The organism is Trichocoleus sp. ST-U2 (genome assembly GCF_039961875.1).
Taxonomy (GTDB): domain Bacteria; phylum Cyanobacteriota; class Cyanobacteriia; order Cyanobacteriales; family FACHB-T130; genus FACHB-T130.
On the sequence record NZ_JAMPJY010000073.1, the window covers coordinates 1 to 18,229 of the forward strand.

Below are 18,229 nucleotides of genomic sequence, written 5' to 3' on the forward strand. Positions count from 1 at the left end.
GTATTTCATTAGCTTTACTTATGAATTACCAGGGGTGAGCGTAGAAGACAGGTGAGCGAGCGCATAATTTCAGACCTCATATTACCCCAGCGACGACTTTTGCAAGAGGTCTAATGTACAAGCTTCTTTACAAAATCAAGCTTTTATCTGGGGATTTAACAAGAGTCAAAGACCTGTCAAGATGATGGCTTAAAAGGGGCGCAGTCAATTTCGCGGCGCGATCGCATAGTTGATCGCATAGTTGAATCTAATCCCTGAAAGCAAAGTATAAATACTTACCATCCCCGATAGGACTGGCGATCGGGCGATACCCCTTGCATTACAACTAGCACTATCGCCTGAGTTGCTAAAACGGTAACTGCTGAGATTTTTTGGCTGTGGTAGTGGCAGATTAGGAACATTCCACCGGCACAATGAAAAGCAGCTGGTGCAGTTCTAGTATGAGACAACACGATCTAATGAATCGAACTCCATCTTTCGCAAGTTCCTGGTATCAGCGTCAGGCAATATCTTTCGCCGTGGGTCTTTTAAGTGTAATCATGACGAATCCAGCGATCGCCCAAGAGAAAATGTTGCGAACCATCACTGTCACTGGCAGGGGAGAAGAATCGATTGCAACAACGTTAACGCTGGTGCGGCTGGGGGTTGAGGTTCAGGGTAAAGTGGCGGCGGATGTGCAGCAGGAAGCAGCACGACGCTCTAGCGCAGTGGTGGATTTGCTAAAATCTCGCAATGTCGAAAAATTACAAACCACCGGCATTAGCCTCAACCCGACTTACAGCTACGAAAACAACGTCCAGCGTCTGACTGGGTATACCGCCACCAACATCGTTAGCTTTCGAGTCAATAATCAAACAGCCGGAACGCTTCTGGATGAAGCGGTGAAAGCTGGGGCGACGCGGATTGACGGCATTAGTTTTATTGCTGCTGATAGTGCGATCGCGACCGCTCAAAAGCAAGCTTTGCGCGAAGCGACTCAAGATGCCCAAGAGCAAGCGGATGCTGTTTTGAGTGCCCTAAATCTTACTCGCCGGGAAGTGGTAAACATTCAAGTTAATGGTGCTTCTACGACGCCGCCGCCCCCAATGCCCCTAGCTGACATGGCTTTGCGATCTGGAAAAGTAGAGGCGTCTACACCCGTGATTGGTGGCGAACAACAGGTAGAGGCATCCGTGACTCTACAAATTACCTATTAGGAATATCTGTGGGCTTTTGCCCACTTGATATTTCTGAGGAATTCGATAACGGATTTTAGGACAACTTGCGATCGCTCCTCACCAACAACGCCTTAATGCTGGTGTTGGTATCCCGCAAGGAACTGAGTGTTTACGCAAGTGAGTATCGCTTTGTCTATGCTTGTTTTTCAACCTAGGTCACGTTCTCAAGTTGGGTGAACTGACTACAGAGTAGGACTTCTAAAAAGGTAATCAGGCAATTTGAAGCGTACTGGGTTCAGGGATGGATTCACCTTCTGCAAGCCATGCTTCTAAGTACATTTCAATCACTTCTTCGCCCTTGTGAATTGCTTCCTCACGAGTTTTGCCGTGAGTGCAAGGCATGACAACGCGATCGCCAACCTCTGGGATAGTGACTAGGAAAAGTTGATCTTCATCTGACCACTGAATAACCATGCTGTATCGATTCATGAATCTTCGTCCTCCCTTAACTCTTCCAGTTCAGCTAATAATTGCGCTAACTGCTTTTGTAGGTAGGGTGGCACATCTTCATTCTGCATTTAGCCCCATCTTGTACCAAGCTGCAATCCGCTGAACACACCCTGGTATCAGCAATTCGAGGACGACCGTCGCAAATTTCCGGTGTGTGGACAATCAGTGTGCCAATGTCAGTAACAGATTGCATAAACTTTACTTTCCCAATTCTTGAGCAATTGTTGCCCGCCAGTATGCAAGCTTATTTGAATTGGTCGGGGATTGCCCCATCAGCTTTTTCCAAGCACCACCAGCAGTACTAGCAGGATGAGGAAAATCTAGGTGCCGGATACCTAAGTGCAATTTATTTACGGCATTAAAAGCTTCTTTGCCCCACGTTATCACGGCAACTGGCTTTACCACAGCTAATTCTGGTTTGACAAGGCGTAAAAACCTTTGCTGATCAACATTTTGCAGTTTAATTCGCTCATAGCGTTGTTCAGGATTACAAACCCAAATCTTTAGCACGTCTGTCAGATAAACTCGATATCCTAATTCGAGCAAAACCTGAATCATTTCAAAATAAAGTTTGGTAATCCCCAACTCCTCACGAGAGCCTTTGTGATGTAAACCATAAGGCGTACCAACTACTAATTGCTCATAGTCACTGTTATTTTTGGGGTCTTGAGCCATGATAGCAATTGTTTGTTTATCCTCCAGTCCGTCATCCCATTCCATGAGGCTGGGCAAATCCACTGCAATTACAGGGGACTTTTGATAAGTATCCTGAAATGCCTTATCTACGGGCTTGAAAAAGTCTCGTCGTACAAAATGTAAAGGCCAACCTGGCTGCTCAAAAGTGCTGTCAATATCTTGGTACAGTTTCGCCAACTCTCCCGAAGATGTCTCAAACACAGAACACAACAGTTGACAAAGATAGTCAAATTCTTGAGGTCGAAACTTTGAAAATAAAAGGTTCTTTGGAATTACCATACACGTCAATAAATATTGAGATGCCTTTTTCCTGGGTTTTCAAAAACCCAGAATTTTTATTCAACAATAGCTGAATCTATGGCTTTGTAAATAGTCTCAAAATATCGCCCATACCAGGATACAAAGTAGATCCCATTATCCACCTCACTCACTGCCAGCCTTATCTTGTACAGTTAACGTGCTACGCGGTAGTAGAACTGCTCAACTGCGATATGCTGGAAAATAGGCAAGATATTCAGTACCCCAAAAACAACTGCGCGGGATATCAAGGCCATTCTTCCCACTATGCTAGAGCGAGGCAGTAAGTATTTTGGGGAATTGTGGAAAAGTTTGAAAGATAGCGATCGCAACTTACTACAGAGTCTAGTTTACAAAGAAGCGATCGCACTGCAAGACACAACGCTTTTGCAGACAACAGAGGATGGCTACTGCTTCCAACTGCCTTTAGTAGAGAAGTTTATCAAACGTGTAGTGATGGAAGAGATTTGATATCTTCTCAACCCTATAGCAAAGTCAGCATCCTTATGGTTGAAATAACCAATCTCAGATGTCTAACCAATCCCATAATTCTTGTTGCTTTTTCTTCATACTCCTAAGATGACGAAGGAGAACAGCCAAAGGATTGATTCCCTGTAACAATAGCAAAGTCATCCAACACAGAGCCTTGAGTTGACTGAAAGGTGTCGGTCGGGTTAGCGCCTCATGGATAGCGATTCGGGCTTCATCAAGAAAACTGTCATATTCCCCAATAATCGTAGATTCATGGAACACGCCAGCGTTAATGCCATGAATACCACTCACCCAGTCTCTTCCCATTAGAATTCTCTCCAATAGACTAACCTCAAGGTGGTATAAGTCGTGGTAGTGAATCCACCTATCTCGGACTCGGACAGGCTGATCGCCGATTTTGACCAGAATTAGGCTGATACAACCCAGCATTTTCTTGAGGCTGACGATTCTGGGGTTGTTTACGCAATAGCTGAAGTACAACCTCACAAAGGTAACTCGGAAAGTGCGATCGCCAAATGAACCAAATTTGTGTTTCTTGTCAGCACAAACCCGGTTGGGAGTTTGAGAGACTTGTCCTGTGGCTGGTGTTGGGGTGTCAGTGCTGGAAAGGGTCGGACTACAAGCTTCGTCCAGGACTAGAAACAAGTAATAAGGAACTTCAGAATAGCGCTTTTTTAATCTCCACCCTAGCTTATTATCCGCCTGTGAGCCGAGACACTGCTTTAAGCGGCGCTTTAGGTCACAGCGATATTCTTGTAGAGTGCTAGCCGGTAGGTGTTGGCGATACTTGTGAATGACAAAAGCCCGCAGCAGCAATTGCTTGAGGCGGGCAGCAAAAACGGTATCTTTAGAAATGGAAGCCCCTCCTCCCCACAACGCTTGGTTTAGAGCCATTTTTTGTCGTTTCGAGAGTTGATTTTGTTGAAGCCGCTTCCTCAATGTCTTCTTCATGTTCCGCAATTGGTATCCGAATGCTTAATCACATCTGTATATTTAGTTCGTGACAAGTTCAGATTTTTTTGGGAATTTGAGAAGCATTATTGATATGGCAATACCAGCAAATTAGTTTTTCGGGGTAGCACCTGAGGGACTTACTCCATTTAGGGCGAGTATTATCGGGAATTGTGAAGAAGTTTGTAAGATAGCGATCGCTACTTCCTGCAATGTCTAATTTCTGGGGAAACTTCTACAGACCAAAATCCCAAGATTGTCCAAAAACTAGTAAAGAAAGAAGTGTTGCATCAACAAGGCGATAGCGAAGCCCTAACTTGTCAGTTCGCATTTTTGTGCCTTTAGTGCAAAAATTTATTGAACAGATGGTAGAAGAGGAAGAATAGGCAAGGGTTTCAGCAAGTTCTCCTGGGTACTTTTATCGATGAGAAGTACCATAAGCGATCGCTTGTGTCAGAAATTCTTACTAATCCGTGGAAGATTATCCAACTACATTTTAAGTTAATTAAACTCTGCGTTAACCTCTGCGTACCTTTGCGTTAAAAAACAAAAAAGGTGGGCATTGCCCACCCTACATAAACTAACCCTTAATACAGACAACCTGTTTCAACGTCGCCACCACTTCAACGAGATCCGCTTGATTAGCCATGACTTGCTCGATCGGTTTATAAGCGCCCGGAATTTCATCCAAAACGCCCTCATCCTTGCGGCACTCTACACCATTTGTTTGCTGAATCAAATCATCCAATGTGTAGACATTTTTAGCCTTATTTCGAGACATCAAACGTCCAGCGCCGTGACTACAAGAACAGTAACTTTCAGCATTACCTTTACCCTTAACAATGAAGGATTTTGCCCCCATTGAACCGGGAATAATGCCATAATCTTCTTCACGCGCCCGGACTGCACCTTTGCGAGTGACATACACATCTTCGCCAAAATGCACTTCTTTTTCGGCGTAGTTGTGGTGACAGTTCACTGACAGCAGCGGCTTTGTTTGTTTACCCCCAGCGAGATGCTTTTCTACAATCCGCTTGAAACGCGCCATCATCACGTCACGGTTGAAACGGGCGTAGTCTTGCGCCCACTGTAGATCGTGCCAGTAGGTGGCAAATTCAGGCGTACCAGCGACAAAGTAAGCTAAGTCTGGATCGGGTAAGCGATCGCCTGCTAGTTTCGCGAGTTCTTTAGCCGTGCCAATATGGTTTTGTGCCAGCATATTGCCGATGTTGCGCGAACCAGAGTGCAGCATTAACCAGACAGAGTTCTCCGTATCTAAGCAAACTTCAATAAAATGATTCCCACCACCGAGAGAACCCATCTGCTTCATGGCTTTACTTTCTAGGCGCTTGACTCCTGAATGTAATTCCTTGAAATCTCGCCAACCTTGCCAGTTTAAAACAGCTTTTTCAACATCTTTGTTTTCATTGAAACCAACAGGAATCGCTGCTTCTAAATCCAGACGAATTTGCTTTAGTTTACCCTCCAATTGTTCGGCAGTAAAGGGTGTTTTAATTGCCATCATCCCGCAGTTGTGGACAAAAACGCCAGCACTTAGGGCAAAGTTACCATATTCTGGCACTGTCAAGCAGTAAACATCTTCTCTTTCTGCCAAGGGAATAATTTCGACTACTTTATGGTTGTAGCCGTGTTGATTCTTTCTGTGATTATGAAGCCCGATTGGACTTTTGACTTCATCTCCACAAGTTTCACAGATGTAAATCCGATTAGCAATTTCCTTGCTCTTGTATCTTCCCTTTTCGCTGGTGTTGTATTGAATTAAAAACTGCTTTCCTCTGGCCCCATTTCCCGATACGGATGCCCTGAAATGTTCTGGACGTTCCTGCATATATTGAAGAATATGTTTCGTCCCTCTTTCAGAATAATATCTGTATCCATCCGGAGTAGTGGCTTTAGCCGCGATCGCTTGCTTTCTTTTTTCCTCAAACTCTAACGATTGCCAATGGGTATTCTTCTCTACTAATGAGCGGTGATAAGCAGAATGATCTTTATCACCCATGAACTCTAGATTTTCTGGACGATTGTCAGCTTGCTCAAAGTTCTTGTGGTGAATAACAGTTTTCTGACCGTTAAATGAAGGAACTTTCCCTAATAACCCAGACCGAGCAATAACCCAGTGCGCTTTTTGCCATCTACCTGAATAGGGTTGCTGGATTAAAATATATCCATCTTTATCTACTTGGGAATAAAAAGGCATCAACGAAGCACCAGCTTTGAGGTCGCCAGCTTCCTGATAAGTGCCGTTTCTGAGCATGAATTGATGGTCAGGGGTACATTTGATTTCCTCTCCGTTGTCGAGAACTACCTTTAAGAGTTCTGCATTACGACGAGTTAGCTTAGCCGTAGCCTTCGCGGCTACAATTCTTTGAGTCTCGGTGCAGGAATAGACAACAAACTCTTGCTGAGCTTTGGCTAGTTCTCCGATTGGGTAGGATTTACCATCAGCTAAAGGAACCAGAGTGTCACCCGTAAAGCAACCAATATCCACACCGACAGCAGCTGGCATAATTGCTTCTTTAGTCGCCACAACAGAACCTACCAAGGCACCTTTGCCAAGGTGAACGTCTGGCATCAGCGCTACGTGTTTGAATACAAATGGCAGGGAGGCAACATTCTTTGCCATCTTGGTTTCATCGGAACCAAGGGCATGATTTGCCCAAGATAGCACTGGCACTGGGGTTGAAATTTCTAGCTTTTCGTATGGCATAAACGTTTGCCGCTGATATAAAGATCCATGACGCTGCGAGCCTACTCCCGGTCGCGATCGCAATCTGCGCTGAGGTAGCTCTGGCAATAATACTTTATGTATTACTTTTATAATACATAAAGGAGTGCGGGTTTGTCATCTCCCAAAGACATCCGCAGGAAGAGTTTCTGCGTTATAAATAGCATTAAGATTTGTAAAGAGGAGAACGCTCCTCAGGTAATCTACAACAACGCAGATAAAATCCTATGGCGGTTGGCAAGAACTCAATCTATGAGCGCTTCTTAGCACCTGTGGTTCGGCTGTTGATTGATGAAGAGAAGCTGCGGAGTTTCTATGAGAGTGTGGATTGGGAGCAAGAGGGCGATCGCTTCCGGAAACCCAATCTTTCCTATCCCTCCTACTACAGTAGCCAAAACTTCCACGGCATTGAGCGCGGTTATCTCAACTCCGGTGCGGCAGTTTCCTACGACCCGATTACCCAGTACGCCTTGCCTCCCAACGAAACTTGGGTACGCCAAAGCTTAATTAATGCGATTGGAGGGCAACCGCGACGGATTTTAGACTTAGGCTGCGGTACCGGCTCTACAACGCTGATGTTAAAGCAAGCGTTCCCGCAAGCGGAAGTCATTGGTCTAGACTTGTCGCCTTATATGCTGGTGATGGCTGACTACAAAGCCAAAAAAGCACAGCTAAACATCCAATTTTTGCACGGGAATGCTGAAGAAACTGGCTTTCCTGATGCGTCCTTTGACCTGGTAACAGCTTCTTTGTTGTTTCACGAGACACCACCTCCGATATCTCGCGCCATCTTGCGGGAAAGCTTCCGCCTGCTAAAGGCTGGGGGAGAGGTGTTGATTCTCGATGGCAATCAGAAAACGATTCGCCAAGTAGATTGGCTAAGTGATATTTTTGAGGAGCCGTACATCAGAGCTTACGCCGGTGATAGCGTAGATGCCTGGATGGGAACAGCAGGATTTGAAGCGGTGCAAACTCAGGATGTGTTGTGGATACACCAAGTCACTAGAGGCATCAAACCCATCCCAGTTCAAAATCCTGGCTCGGTATCAACATCCCGTATAGCGACCAGTAGCACGGCAGATAATCAGGATTTGGAGGGCTTTGGTGCCCCAGCTTTTGGCACAACGGCATGACTTTGAAGGCAGTTTTGTTTGACTTTAACGGTGTCATTATTAACGATGAGGCAATTCACCGAGAACTAATTGATGAAGTTCTAATTTCAGAGAATCTGCGGTCTAAACCAACAGATTACCGGCAATTTTGTTTAGGTAGGAGCGATCGCGCCTGTCTAAATCAGCTGCTGAAAAATCGCGGTAGGTTTGTCACCGAAAACTATTTAACCGAATTGGTGAACCGCAAGGCGCAAGCCTACCAGCAACGCTTAAAGGCGCTGGAAAAGCTACCTATTTATCCAGGCTTGGAAGACTTCATTAACCGATTGCGGATGCGAGAATTGAAACTGGGTGTAGTCAGTGGCTCCATTCGTTCTGAGGTAGAACTGGTATTAACTCGCGCTGGAGTGGCTGAGTCCTTTAGCGTTATTGTTGCCAGTGACGACATCAGCGCGAATTCGCCAGAACCCGATGGATATCTTCTGGCAGTGGAACGCCTCAATCAGCAATATCCTCATCTCAACCTACTGCCATCGGAGTGTCTGGCGATTGAAGATACCCCAGCTGGAATTCAAGCTGCAAAGATTGCTGGTGTGCCAGTAGTGGGAGTAGCGCATACTTACCCGTTTCATATGCTGCAACGCTGGGCAAACTGGGCTGTTGATGAGTTTTCTGACTTAGAATTAGAGCGGGTGGAACAAGTCTATTCTCGAAGTACACCCCAGCCAACGATCGGATAAACCACTGACTCTGTACGGATAACGCGATAGTTAGTTGTTTCTGGCTGGATGTTAGAATATTTTAGAATATTGAAGTTCAATAGCTCATAGCTTATGGCTATTAGCTCACAGCTTGGGGAATTAGCTCAGTTGGTAGAGCGCTGCGATCGCACCGCAGAGGTCAGGGATTCGAGTTCCCTATTCTCCATTAATGTTGTACGTTCGCAAATTAAATGTCGCGATTTGCAGATTGATAAGTTGCAGCTCGCCTATGCCTCTAGTATCTGCGATCGCTTACAGGCAAATCCTTATCCGTCTTAGAGCGTTAACCAACTAAAAACCTGCTCAACCGTCAGTTTTAACCCAATCCCACTAAGAATAGGTAACTCAGCCGTTCCCCTTAGCAATTGTACTCGCTGCTCCGGAAACACAACTAAAATACTCTCCTCTTCTGGATCGATTAACCACCCTAACTCTGTACCATGCTGAGAGCAGTGGAGCAATTTCCCTAATACTTTCGTTTGGCTCTGATCGGGGGATAAGATTTCAATTGACCAATCGGGATAAATCTCGAAGCGATTGGCAATCCTTCCAGAAGGACGAAGCGGAATTCTTTCCCACCGAAACACCACAACATCTGGAACAATCGAGTCTCCCCCAAACGTACAGCGTAGTTCTGGGAATGCAAGCGCAATTTTCTGCGGTTCGGCGACTTCGTTAACAACCGCGCAAAATTTAAACTGCAATCGGCTATGCTCACCTTGAGGCATGGGTTTTTGAATAACCTCTCCGTCAATAAACTCAGATGCGGGTTTAGTTTCTGGGAGTTTTAAGAACTCCTCCAGAGTTAAGGGCTGCGTGACTATACTCATCTTCTCACTCAGTAGATCGCCATTCCCCTTCTCAGCGGGTTAGGAGGGATCGTGCCTGTAATAGTTTCTTGAATTCTCGCACTTCCTCCGCCATGACCTGTTCTAACTTCAGTAACCTTTGCATCGATCGTCACCTATGGCGACTCATAAAACGGCTTATCTTGCTCAATGTGACGGTAACGGCTCGCTCTTTACTTGCGCCTTTGTCACCCAAAACTAACGACTCAATTGATTGATTTCCGCTTACAACACTTGCAGCCTGAGTCTTTTAGCCTCTTTCTTGGCTCAATTTTCCTGAAACGCCTATTGAGCCTAAATTTTTTCACGAGGGTTGGGATGGGGTTTCAGAGGTCTCTACAAGCCTTGAGCGGCTCCCTTCCATCGTTAATCCGGAACCAGTTTTAACTTTCCGCCTTAGTCCCTGTCAAGTTATTGTTCGCTTTGTTAAGTATTTGGTAACTCTTGTTGCAACTTGTGCGATCGCGATTTTGGTATTACCAGATAAGTTATCGTGGAAAACTAAAGGAATAATTAAATAAGAGGCCGTGTGCCGTACCCATCTGCTCCCACCACCCACATAACACCCGTTCCTAGCCAATTCGGCACTCAGAACAGCTATCCGCTTATAGGAGGTTTTATGACTCCCACAATGCTGCGTCAGCTTTGGGCTTTAATTGAAACTACTCAGGCCAATATGTTATTGAAGCTAGACGATGCCAGCCTAGTACAGTGGCTGCTGAAGCAACTGAAACAACAGCGATCGCTCAATTCCGACGAAACAAATATTATGACTGACTATCTGCACTCAAAGCTATCCCTGATCCGGGATCTCGCTCAAGAGCGTCAGTCTGTCTGGCAAGAAACCCATTAACAGTAGAGACGCGATTTACATCGCGTCTCTACTTTCTAAAGTGCCAATTGTTAGAAGCCAAAAGCTACCTGGGTGCCAAGGGACGCTTTGGGAAAGACTGCGGCTCCGGTGGGGGTGCCGCAGGTGTATTAACTTGTGAAGAATTCGCAAGTGTTGCCGACACCAGGGCATAGCCCAAATAAGCCGGTAAACTTATCGCCATCACAGCAGCGATCGCTGCCGCCCAGGTACGCCGCGTCAAGACAGGCCCGTAATGGCTGCGATAGGGGTCATAAGCGAGAGATTCTGATGGAATCATGTCCCTCATGGCAGTCGGTCGCTTGAACCGCACCCGCCGGTCATCCATTTTTTCTAATAAAATCCAGCCGGATTGTGCCTCTTCTTCACACAGCTTTTGAAAAACCGTTGGATTGCGAAATAAATCGCCTTTAGCTCGCACAATTTTAAATTCCCAGCCCATCAGTCGCGGATCTTTGAACGTTTGGGCAGAGGAACCATTAGAAGGCAGCTCTGCGGGTGCCAGGTCTTGTTTAGATTCATAACGAGTCAAAGTTTCTTCCTCTTCCTCATATTGCTGACCTGCACTCACCTGCTGCCAGCGCATCCATCCGCTTACCATGACTGCCTCCAGACCAAAACTTCCAACCAACAGGCTCCATACAATCACTTCGACCATATTTTGATAGCTATCAGCTTTGTGAATGGCGAATGGCAATTGACAATTAGCTATTCGCCATTCACGAATGACCAATAACCACTGACTACTGACTACTGACTGCTAAGGGTAAATAACCTTCAACCAGGCAATCTGAGCCGACAGCTCGCCAACGGACGCGCTCTAGAGTGAGTGCATCTGTCATGCTTGCAAACCCCAAATCCCCAACGGGAGAAGGAGCCAACCTGCCGCCGACAATTTTGGGAGCAATGAAGGCCAGAATTTTTTGCACTGTCCCTTCTGCGATCGCACTTGCTGCTAACGTGCCGCCACATTCCCACAGCACGCCCGATAATCCACGCTCATATAAGTACGCCATTGCCTTCGTCGGTGTCAGTGGAGTCAGCTCCACTACCATCACACCCTTTTTCAGCAGCATCTGCTGAAAATCCGGATTAGCTCCCACCTCTGTTAACACTAAAGTGGGAGCCTCTGCTGTCTCCCACACATGAGCCTCTACGGGCAAATCCAGCGTGCGACTCATGACTACGCGCAAGGGATTGTGTGCCTCTGTCTGATGGCTGGTCAAGTGGGGATTATCCAGACGCACCGTATTGCCGCCCACGATCACCGCATCACACGCCACCCGCATTCGATGTACCTCATTGCGGGCATCAGGGCTGGTGATCCAGGCGCTGTGTCCAGTCGTTGTGGCAATTTTGCCATCCAAAGTCATGGCGTATTTTAAAATGCCAAACGGACGCCGGTAGAGAATGCGATGGATAAAAGCCTCATTCAGCTGCCGACAGGCGTCTTCTTCCACGCCCACCACAACTTCGATTCCTGCTGCTCGTAACCGCTCAATCCCGCCTCCCGACACGCGCGGATCGGGGTCTACCATGCCCACCACCACCTTGCTCACCCCTGCGGCTACCAACGCTTCCGAACAGGGAGGCGTCCGTCCGTAGTGGTTACAAGGTTCCAGATTGACATAAATTGTGGCTCCTTTGGCTCGTTCACCGGCGTCTCGCAGCGCAAAGACTTCTGCATGGGGATGACCGGCACCGGGATGAAACCCTTCCCCCACAATCTGCCCATCCTGGACAATGACAGAACCCACTAGGGGATTGGGCGCGGTTTGTCCTAAGGCGCGACGGGCTAGTTCTATACACCGCTGCATCATCGCGCGGTCGAAGGAGGTAAAAGGGGACTCCTGTTGGGGTGCATCCGATTGGGTGTTTGCGGAAAAGTTGTCCATGAGTTTGCTGCTGTCCTGGCTACACCTGAGTGTAATAGCCAGCCTACTTTAGCAGGAGCAGGCTTAGGGAGGGATGCTAGGTGGATTATCCCTGCAAAAAAAAGAGGATCGCGTGTTTACCTGTGAAGAGCGGAATATTGGGAGATCGTATGAGCCGATAAGCACCGTTTCATGGTACTTCACTTTGAGGAATTCATCTGTCGGGGAACCAATCACTAAGTTTGCGATTACCCGCCTTCAAAAGTTATATTGATTTTCACCCCAATTTTCACCCCTATAGTTAGGCGATCGCTACATATCCCTATAAATAGGTCTAATATATTTTGATGGCTAAATCCCATGACAACTTATGTTGCACCTGTTAATGTAAATAAACGTATCAAAAAGTTCGGATTCGTAACGTCCTATGAACTGCTGCCCCGCCGCCTCAGATTTGCAACCACCTCAGCCCTACCGGGGTCAAGCCGCTGCCCCTCATTTACAAAAACTGACCGTGTTTTGCGACTTTGACGGCCCACTTGTGGACGTTTCCCACCGCTATTACAGTACCTATCAGCTAGGACTCGCTGATACTCAGGAGATATATCAGGAGCAAGGAGAAATCCTGCATCTTCAGGTATTGACTAAAGAGCAATTCTGGCAAATGAAGCAAGATCGCGTCCCAGATGTGGAAATTGCGATGCGATCGGGCTTACAGGGTGAGCAAATTAATGTATTTTTGCAGCGTGTCGTCAGCATCGTCAATCAACCAGCGCTGTTACAGAAAGACAAAATGCAGCCAGGAGTGAACTGGGCGCTTGCATTGCTACATTCTCAGGGCATCAAGCTGGTGTTAGTGACGTTACGATGTCAATCCCAAGCTCTGCAAATCTTGCAGAATCACGGTTTGGCTCGTTTGTTTAGTGGCATTTACGGGACTCAAGACAGCCATGCCGCCTATCAAAACTACGCTGAAGTGAAAACGCAACTTCTCACCACAGCGATCGCAGAACATTGTTCGCCTTGGCAAACTGCCGATGATTGTTGGATGGTCGGGGATACGGAAGCAGACATTTTAGCAGGACAAGCGCTTTCGATTCCCACCATCGCGCTGACTTGTGGCATTCGTAGCCCCCAAAGGTTGCGACAGTTCCAACCAACCCGCATTCATAGCGATTTACTTTCTGTTGCTCATTACCTGCTGGGAGTGAGTCATCACTCATTGGTCAATCGTCAATAGTCCTCACTCAATACTCAGAAGACTGAGTATTGACGATTGGCTAGAAACTACTTGGAAGACTGCCCTAACAGGTTCATCTGCTGCCACCAGCGATTTAGAGGATAGTAAACAACGGGTGCCCAAAGGCTGCTCAGGATGGCACTGGAGAGGGCAATGCGCTGGTGATATGTCCAAATTGCTCCCAGATCGCGATCGCCCTGTAGCGTGAACTGAAGGGCACTCACCGTCTCCCCCACAACCGCCATCCCAAAAACAATTAACGCCACCGAAATAAAATCTTCCTCAATATACCGCTGCTTTTGAATCCGAGCGGTCAAAATTCCTACCAATGCTAAGCTCAGGGTATGACTGGGATCGGGGGATGTCATCCCATCTTGGATCAGTCCCAACACCAACCCGGCGATCGCACCCTGCAAAACGGTTCGCTTCAAACTCCAAGCAACCACCCAAATTAACAACCAGTTGGGGCCAATTCCCAACAATTCCATTCCCGGTAGGCGCAGTGGCAAGACCAATAAGCACAACAGGACAGAACCAATGGTTACTGCCCAGTTAAGCATTTGACGAGGCCAAGGTGACAAGTCAGATACATTGATCATGGGTCATGGGTCATGGGTCATGGGTCATCCGTGATTAGTCCTTAGTCCATCGTCTGTGGTTAATGACTAATCACTATTTACTATTGCTATTTCCTAATGACAGCTAACCGCTCATTCCTCATTTCGGGTACACAACCACCCATTCCAAGGAACTCATCGGTGCTGTCAACTCAATCACAGCTTCAGGAGCTGGAGTTTTGTCCAAATTTACAGATTCTATTCGCCCTATCGGCAACCCTGACGGAAAAAGTTTACTGACAGATGATGTTGCCACGACATCGCCCCGACGGACATCAGGAACTTTATCAAAAAACTGCATCACTGCTCGGTTAGAACCTTGTCCTCGAAGATAGCCCATATAACGGCTGCGGCTAATCGCAACCCCTACCCGGCTGCTGGGATCGCTGACCAGTAAGACCCGGCTGCTATGGGGAGTCACGTTGGTTACGCGACCGACCAAGCCACCCGTACCCATCACGATGAAATCTGCTTTAATACCGTCTTGACTTCCTCGACCGAGGGTTATCTGTTGCCACCAATGATCGGCGCTACGTCCCACAATCGGAGCGACTATCCCTGGCTGTTTTTTCTGTTTAACATAGCCCAACAGCTCTTGTAACTTCTGATTTTGGCTTTCGAGTTCAACTAACCGCTCCTGTAATTCCAGAACGCGGGCATTCTCGATGCGCTCTTGTGACGTGGGTTCCCCTTGAAAAGGACGGGTGAGCAACTGGTAAGTCTCATAAAGAGCAGCTCCCTGAGTCTCCCGGATCGCCCAGGCACTTCCAATCGTTAGCCCAGCCAATATAACTTGTATTCCGTGCCGAACCCACCAGCGACGCAGTGTAAACATTTAGGTATCAGGGATTCGTCTTGAGTCCTTTAGTTTTTAGTCTTTGTCCCTAGTCCCTAGCCTGAGCCTTTAGTTCATCGTCTACTGCCGATGACTAATGACTAATGACTAACGACTAATGACTGCTACATCTGGCGCGATCGCCCGCTGAACACCCGCTCTAGCTGTTTGAAATTCTCCAACACCCGCCCGGTTCCCAGCACCACGCACGAGAGCGGATCTGCCGCTACGTGGGTGACAATGCCAGTTTCGTGGCTGATGAGCGTGTCCAGCCCCTTTAACAAAGCACCGCCGCCAGCCAGCATGATGCCCCGGTCGATAATATCGGCTGCGAGTTCGGGAGGCGTGCGCTCTAAGGTTCGCTTCACCGCATCCACAATTACTGAAAGCGGTTCAGACATACTTTCCCGAATTTCCGGTCCCTTGATGGTGACAGTGCGCGGCAAGCCAGAGAGCAGGTGCAAGCCTCGCACTTCCATGATGGCTTCTTCATCAAAACTGGTGGGGTAGGCAGAACCAATCTGAATCTTGATTTCTTCAGACGTGCGTTCCCCAATCACCAAGTTATGGACTTTTTTCATGTACTGCATGATGGCTTCCGAAAGCTCATCCCCAGCCACGCGCACCGATTCACTTAAAACCGTTCCTTGTAAAGAAAGCACGGCAACTTCTGTGGTGCCGCCACCAATATCAATGATCATGTTGCCCGTAGGCTCAGCCACTGGTAGTCCAGCGCCAATGGCAGCAGCGACCGGCTCATCTATCAAGTACACATCCCTGGCACCTGCCTGAGATGCTGCTTCCATAACGGCTCGTCGTTCTACGCCAGTGACACCCGAAGGAATGCCAATGACAACACGAGGTGAAACTAAGGCTCTTCCCTCATGTACTCGCTGAATAAAATGCTTAAGCATTAGCTCAGCGACATCGAAATCTGCAATGACACCATCGCGCAGGGGGCGCAGGGCCACCACATTGCCGGGAGTTCTTCCCAACATTTTTTTGGCATCTTCGCCCACGGCTAGCGGGGTTTTTGTGTCCATATCCATAGCAACCACAGAGGGTTCTTGGAGAACAATACCTTTGCCGGACACATAAACCAGGGTGTTAGCAGTGCCCAGGTCGATACCCATGTCCCGGGATAAGGAAAAGCGACTGAAAAGACCCACTCGTTTCTACGCCCCCAAAATAAAATGCTGTTGTGTGAGATGGAATTCTAACGGAAATGGAACCGAGGTGGATTCTATTACGTTTTCTATCCAGAGTCTAGTCAGGTAGACGAATTTATCCAGTGAAAACGCCTCAAGGCCATTTCCAAGCATCATTCTGGTAGTTGAAGAGCAAATCAGGATAAAGTTGACTTGAGCCTACTATCTAAATTCGTTAAAGTATATTCACTGTAGTTCAGTACATTTGTACTAATCAATTTTATGAGCCTGAATGTTGTGAACTTGGTAGGTCGTGTGGGTACAGAGCCTGATGTCAAGTATTTCGAGTCAGGTAAGATTAAGTGCAATCTGACGCTGGCAGTAGATCGTCGAACTCGCAATAGCGACCAGCCTGACTGGTTTAACCTGGAACTGTGGGGGAAGACAGCGGAAGTGGCTGCGAACTATGTGAGAAAGGGCAGTTTGATAGGGGTACAAGGCTCCTTGAAAATAGAGACTTGGAGCGATAATAAGGCATCTAACCGATCTAAACCTGTTATTAAGGTGGATCGCCTAGATTTACTCGGTTCTAAACAGGATACAGACCCCAGTGCAGTAAATGGCTATAACGACACCGAATTTTAATTCGTTGCTAATTTTTAGCTGTTAACGACAAGCCATCAGTCCCCAGAGAACTGATGGCTAATGATTGTATTTGGGCGGGAAAGACGAAGAATCCCCAAATCTTTAACGTCCAAATCTTTAACGACAGTCTACCTCTTGGTGATTTGCACCGAGCCGCTGCTAGACGAGTTCAGATCGCCAAAACCAGGGATATTCGTAATCAGGTTTTTGCCGTCCATCGTGACGCTACCCGATACGTCCGCAGTCCGATAAGAGCCAACATAGCGAGAGTGCGACATACCGCCCATCCACTGATAGTGAGAACTGCTGTGACCCCGGAATGTCTCGCCTGTTCCCGTCCAATTTAGCGCTACGTCAACCGTTTTGGCAGTCGTTGAGTCGGGATTCTCTGACGAATATTCGTCAACTTTGAAGGTGCCTTTCAAACTAGCTGAGCTGAGCTGGTTATTGGCGGTGAAGGTGACATTTGGAGCGTAACCGTAACCATAGGAATACTTGCCGGTACACCAATTCGAGTTCCAATAAGAGACGTTGGCTCCCTTCTCCGAAGTCGGTGCTCCTGGTGCGCTACGGCTGACGTTATCGGCAGCCCAAACACTGACACCGCTTGAGCTACAGTCGTCAGATTGGTAAAAAGAGGCGGAAGCGTTTTGCCCTTTGACCTGGAATTTCTCTGTAGTGGCAGCCATTGCTGGAAGGCTAAAGCTCAAAATAGTTAATAAAGCGCCAGAAATTGCCCGTTTCATCGGTTTGTCTCTTCCCTATTGCTATTTACGTAATCTTGTTAACTCTTCAGAACTGATTGGAGCTAATTAGGTTCCCAGCTAAGCAATTTTCCCAAGTTGTGGAAGAAGTTATCAGTTGATCTCATAACGGAATCTGTTGCCGTGCAGCGTCCGGCAGCAGTGGCGCTGCGATCGCTTCGTTCTTGGCATCAGCGGACTGCGAGTATCCGGCACAGCCGGTGAAAACAAAAATTAAGGGAAATAAAACTAAAAATTGGTTGAATTTATTCGTCAGTTAATGGGTTGCGTCTTTTTACGAGCCAAAATAGGCAATACACACAGGAGAGTTAAAAAACTGAGCGCTAGTAGCAAGGGCAAGCGATCGCCTCCCTGCAAAGCTTGCTCACCCGTAACCCCCACCCAAGCGTAAGCCAGCGTCCCTGGAATAATTCCGATAAACGTGCCAACTGAATAAGGTACCCAGCTGATAGGCGTGAGTCCCAACAAGAAATTAACCACCGTGAAGGGGGAGATTGGCGCAAAGCGGATCGCTAGCACAAAAGTCAGAGGCTGACGGGTCACGGCTTGATTAGACCTCTTGCAAAAGTCGTCGCTGGGGTAATATGGGGTCTAAAATTAGGCGATTGCTAGCTGCCGGTCATAAGTTTTACTCATCTTACCTTTGACTGAGCCGAAGTTCATAA

At 47.3% G+C, this 18,229-nt stretch carries 20 protein-coding genes, 1 tRNA gene and 2 pseudogenes; 9 read left to right on the forward strand and 14 right to left on the reverse strand.

What is annotated here, in order from left to right:
• Positions 1-275: 275 nt before the first annotated feature.
• The gene (locus tag NC996_RS26855) at positions 276-449 is read right to left on the reverse strand and encodes a hypothetical protein (protein WP_190668665.1); all 174 of its coding nucleotides are present in this window, start codon (positions 447-449) and stop codon (positions 276-278) included.
• Between the two features lie 9 nt (positions 450-458).
• On the opposite strand from NC996_RS26855, the gene NC996_RS26860 reads away from it, so the two are divergent.
• Positions 459-1,196, forward strand: coding sequence for an SIMPL domain-containing protein (locus NC996_RS26860; protein WP_190414914.1), 738 nt, complete (start codon positions 459-461; stop codon positions 1,194-1,196).
• Positions 1,197-1,427: 231 nt separating this feature from the next.
• Here the strand turns inward: NC996_RS26860 and NC996_RS26865 are convergent, their stop codons facing one another.
• The 3 genes and pseudogenes from NC996_RS26865 to NC996_RS26875 all read right to left on the reverse strand — a co-directional run bounded on the left by NC996_RS26865 (position 1,428) and on the right by NC996_RS26875 (position 2,642).
• On the reverse strand, positions 1,428-1,646 hold the full coding sequence (locus NC996_RS26865) for a type II toxin-antitoxin system HicB family antitoxin (RefSeq protein WP_190528960.1): 219 nt from the start codon (positions 1,644-1,646) through the stop codon (positions 1,428-1,430).
• Between the two features lie 81 nt (positions 1,647-1,727).
• Positions 1,728-1,860 (reverse strand): annotated as a pseudogene (locus NC996_RS26870) (DUF433 domain-containing protein); the annotation flags it as partial.
• A 5-nt stretch (positions 1,861-1,865) separates the two neighbouring features.
• Positions 1,866-2,642 (reverse strand): hypothetical protein, encoded by a 777-nt coding sequence (locus tag NC996_RS26875; protein WP_190528961.1) that lies wholly within the window; start codon positions 2,640-2,642, stop codon positions 1,866-1,868.
• A gap of 285 nt (positions 2,643-2,927) precedes the next feature.
• Between NC996_RS26875 and NC996_RS26880 the strand changes: the two genes are divergently transcribed.
• Positions 2,928-3,131, forward strand: coding sequence for a hypothetical protein (locus NC996_RS26880; RefSeq protein ID WP_190689927.1), 204 nt, complete (start codon positions 2,928-2,930; stop codon positions 3,129-3,131).
• A 54-nt stretch (positions 3,132-3,185) separates the two neighbouring features.
• Here NC996_RS26880 and NC996_RS26885 read toward each other — a convergent pair whose 3' ends face one another.
• The gene (locus tag NC996_RS26885) at positions 3,186-4,046 is read right to left on the reverse strand and encodes a hypothetical protein (protein WP_199303359.1); all 861 of its coding nucleotides are present in this window, start codon (positions 4,044-4,046) and stop codon (positions 3,186-3,188) included.
• 637 nt (positions 4,047-4,683) lie between these two features.
• Entirely contained in the window at positions 4,684-6,831 is a 2,148-nt protein-coding gene (locus NC996_RS26890) for an RtcB family protein (RefSeq protein WP_190672256.1), read from the reverse strand.
• A 245-nt stretch (positions 6,832-7,076) separates the two neighbouring features.
• Between NC996_RS26890 and NC996_RS26895 the strand changes: the two genes are divergently transcribed.
• From NC996_RS26895 to NC996_RS26905, 3 genes are all read left to right on the forward strand, one after another.
• Positions 7,077-7,982, forward strand: coding sequence for a class I SAM-dependent methyltransferase (locus tag NC996_RS26895; RefSeq protein WP_190528967.1), 906 nt, complete (start codon positions 7,077-7,079; stop codon positions 7,980-7,982).
• The gene (locus tag NC996_RS26900) at positions 7,979-8,701 is read left to right on the forward strand and encodes an HAD family phosphatase (protein ID WP_190672258.1); all 723 of its coding nucleotides are present in this window, start codon (positions 7,979-7,981) and stop codon (positions 8,699-8,701) included. Before NC996_RS26895 ends, NC996_RS26900 begins: the two co-directional genes overlap by 4 nt.
• 114 nt (positions 8,702-8,815) lie before the next feature.
• Positions 8,816-8,888 (forward strand) — tRNA-Ala (locus NC996_RS26905).
• Between the two features lie 109 nt (positions 8,889-8,997).
• On the opposite strand, the gene NC996_RS26910 is transcribed toward NC996_RS26905, so the two are convergent.
• Positions 8,998-9,552, reverse strand: coding sequence for a Uma2 family endonuclease (locus NC996_RS26910; protein WP_190672261.1), 555 nt, complete (start codon positions 9,550-9,552; stop codon positions 8,998-9,000).
• Positions 9,553-10,189: 637 nt separating this feature from the next.
• Between NC996_RS26910 and NC996_RS26915 the strand changes: the two genes are divergently transcribed.
• The gene (locus NC996_RS26915) at positions 10,190-10,423 is read left to right on the forward strand and encodes a hypothetical protein (RefSeq protein ID WP_190415034.1); all 234 of its coding nucleotides are present in this window, start codon (positions 10,190-10,192) and stop codon (positions 10,421-10,423) included.
• Positions 10,424-10,487: 64 nt separating this feature from the next.
• Here NC996_RS26915 and NC996_RS26920 read toward each other — a convergent pair whose 3' ends face one another.
• Together NC996_RS26920 and ribD are read right to left on the reverse strand one after the other, a co-directional pair.
• A complete protein-coding gene (locus NC996_RS26920; RefSeq protein ID WP_242037712.1) occupies positions 10,488-11,138 on the reverse strand; it encodes a hypothetical protein in 651 nt (216 codons plus the stop codon).
• 46 nt (positions 11,139-11,184) lie between these two features.
• Positions 11,185-12,261 carry a bifunctional diaminohydroxyphosphoribosylaminopyrimidine deaminase/5-amino-6-(5-phosphoribosylamino)uracil reductase RibD gene (gene ribD / locus NC996_RS26925; protein ID WP_347276151.1) on the reverse strand — a complete coding sequence of 359 codons (1,077 nt, stop codon included), beginning with the start codon at positions 12,259-12,261 and terminating at the stop codon, positions 11,185-11,187.
• 481 nt (positions 12,262-12,742) lie between these two features.
• Between ribD and NC996_RS26930 the strand changes: the two genes are divergently transcribed.
• The gene (locus NC996_RS26930) at positions 12,743-13,555 is read left to right on the forward strand and encodes an HAD family hydrolase (protein WP_190414889.1); all 813 of its coding nucleotides are present in this window, start codon (positions 12,743-12,745) and stop codon (positions 13,553-13,555) included.
• 47 nt (positions 13,556-13,602) lie between these two features.
• Here NC996_RS26930 and mreD read toward each other — a convergent pair whose 3' ends face one another.
• The 3 genes from mreD to NC996_RS26945 all read right to left on the reverse strand — a co-directional run bounded on the left by mreD (position 13,603) and on the right by NC996_RS26945 (position 16,140).
• A complete protein-coding gene (gene mreD / locus NC996_RS26935; RefSeq protein WP_190689930.1) occupies positions 13,603-14,154 on the reverse strand; it encodes a rod shape-determining protein MreD in 552 nt (183 codons plus the stop codon).
• Positions 14,155-14,272: 118 nt separating this feature from the next.
• Positions 14,273-15,007: a rod shape-determining protein MreC gene (gene mreC, locus NC996_RS26940; RefSeq protein ID WP_190414887.1), complete on the reverse strand. Its 735-nt coding sequence runs from the start codon at positions 15,005-15,007 to the stop codon at positions 14,273-14,275.
• Between the two features lie 125 nt (positions 15,008-15,132).
• Positions 15,133-16,140, reverse strand: coding sequence for a rod shape-determining protein (locus NC996_RS26945; protein WP_190414886.1), 1,008 nt, complete (start codon positions 16,138-16,140; stop codon positions 15,133-15,135).
• A 297-nt stretch (positions 16,141-16,437) separates the two neighbouring features.
• Between NC996_RS26945 and NC996_RS26950 the strand changes: the two genes are divergently transcribed.
• A complete protein-coding gene (locus tag NC996_RS26950) occupies positions 16,438-16,800 on the forward strand; it encodes a single-stranded DNA-binding protein (RefSeq protein WP_190414885.1) in 363 nt (120 codons plus the stop codon).
• A gap of 128 nt (positions 16,801-16,928) precedes the next feature.
• On the opposite strand, the gene NC996_RS26955 is transcribed toward NC996_RS26950, so the two are convergent.
• Positions 16,929-17,546, reverse strand: coding sequence for a hypothetical protein (locus NC996_RS26955; RefSeq protein ID WP_190414884.1), 618 nt, complete (start codon positions 17,544-17,546; stop codon positions 16,929-16,931).
• A 96-nt stretch (positions 17,547-17,642) separates the two neighbouring features.
• On the opposite strand from NC996_RS26955, the gene NC996_RS26960 reads away from it, so the two are divergent.
• The gene (locus NC996_RS26960) at positions 17,643-17,768 is read left to right on the forward strand and encodes a hypothetical protein (protein ID WP_277877652.1); all 126 of its coding nucleotides are present in this window, start codon (positions 17,643-17,645) and stop codon (positions 17,766-17,768) included.
• 48 nt (positions 17,769-17,816) lie between these two features.
• Here NC996_RS26960 and NC996_RS26965 read toward each other — a convergent pair.
• Positions 17,817-18,113: pseudogene (locus tag NC996_RS26965) on the reverse strand (VTT domain-containing protein); the annotation flags it as partial.
• Between the last annotated feature and the right edge of the window lie 116 nt (positions 18,114-18,229).

Coding starts and splice junctions, on each gene's coding strand:
- NC996_RS26930 (WP_190414889.1), top strand. CDS start 12,743: ATGAACTGCTGCCCCGCCGCCTCAGATTTGCAACCACCTCAGCCCTAC.
- NC996_RS26945 (WP_190414886.1), bottom strand. CDS start 16,140: ATGGGTATCGACCTGGGCACTGCTAACACCCTGGTTTATGTGTCCGGC.
- NC996_RS26885 (WP_199303359.1), bottom strand. CDS start 4,046: ATGGCTCTAAACCAAGCGTTGTGGGGAGGAGGGGCTTCCATTTCTAAA.
- NC996_RS26915 (WP_190415034.1), top strand. CDS start 10,190: ATGACTCCCACAATGCTGCGTCAGCTTTGGGCTTTAATTGAAACTACT.
- mreC (WP_190414887.1), bottom strand. CDS start 15,007: ATGTTTACACTGCGTCGCTGGTGGGTTCGGCACGGAATACAAGTTATA.
- NC996_RS26900 (WP_190672258.1), top strand. CDS start 7,979: ATGACTTTGAAGGCAGTTTTGTTTGACTTTAACGGTGTCATTATTAAC.
- NC996_RS26880 (WP_190689927.1), top strand. CDS start 2,928: ATGCTAGAGCGAGGCAGTAAGTATTTTGGGGAATTGTGGAAAAGTTTG.
- NC996_RS26860 (WP_190414914.1), top strand. CDS start 459: ATGAATCGAACTCCATCTTTCGCAAGTTCCTGGTATCAGCGTCAGGCA.
- NC996_RS26865 (WP_190528960.1), bottom strand. CDS start 1,646: ATGAATCGATACAGCATGGTTATTCAGTGGTCAGATGAAGATCAACTT.
- NC996_RS26875 (WP_190528961.1), bottom strand. CDS start 2,642: ATGGTAATTCCAAAGAACCTTTTATTTTCAAAGTTTCGACCTCAAGAA.
- NC996_RS26895 (WP_190528967.1), top strand. CDS start 7,077: ATGGCGGTTGGCAAGAACTCAATCTATGAGCGCTTCTTAGCACCTGTG.
- NC996_RS26950 (WP_190414885.1), top strand. CDS start 16,438: ATGAGCCTGAATGTTGTGAACTTGGTAGGTCGTGTGGGTACAGAGCCT.
- mreD (WP_190689930.1), bottom strand. CDS start 14,154: ATGATCAATGTATCTGACTTGTCACCTTGGCCTCGTCAAATGCTTAAC.
- NC996_RS26955 (WP_190414884.1), bottom strand. CDS start 17,546: ATGAAACGGGCAATTTCTGGCGCTTTATTAACTATTTTGAGCTTTAGC.
- ribD (WP_347276151.1), bottom strand. CDS start 12,261: ATGATGCAGCGGTGTATAGAACTAGCCCGTCGCGCCTTAGGACAAACC.
- NC996_RS26890 (WP_190672256.1), bottom strand. CDS start 6,831: ATGCCATACGAAAAGCTAGAAATTTCAACCCCAGTGCCAGTGCTATCT.
- NC996_RS26910 (WP_190672261.1), bottom strand. CDS start 9,552: ATGAGTATAGTCACGCAGCCCTTAACTCTGGAGGAGTTCTTAAAACTC.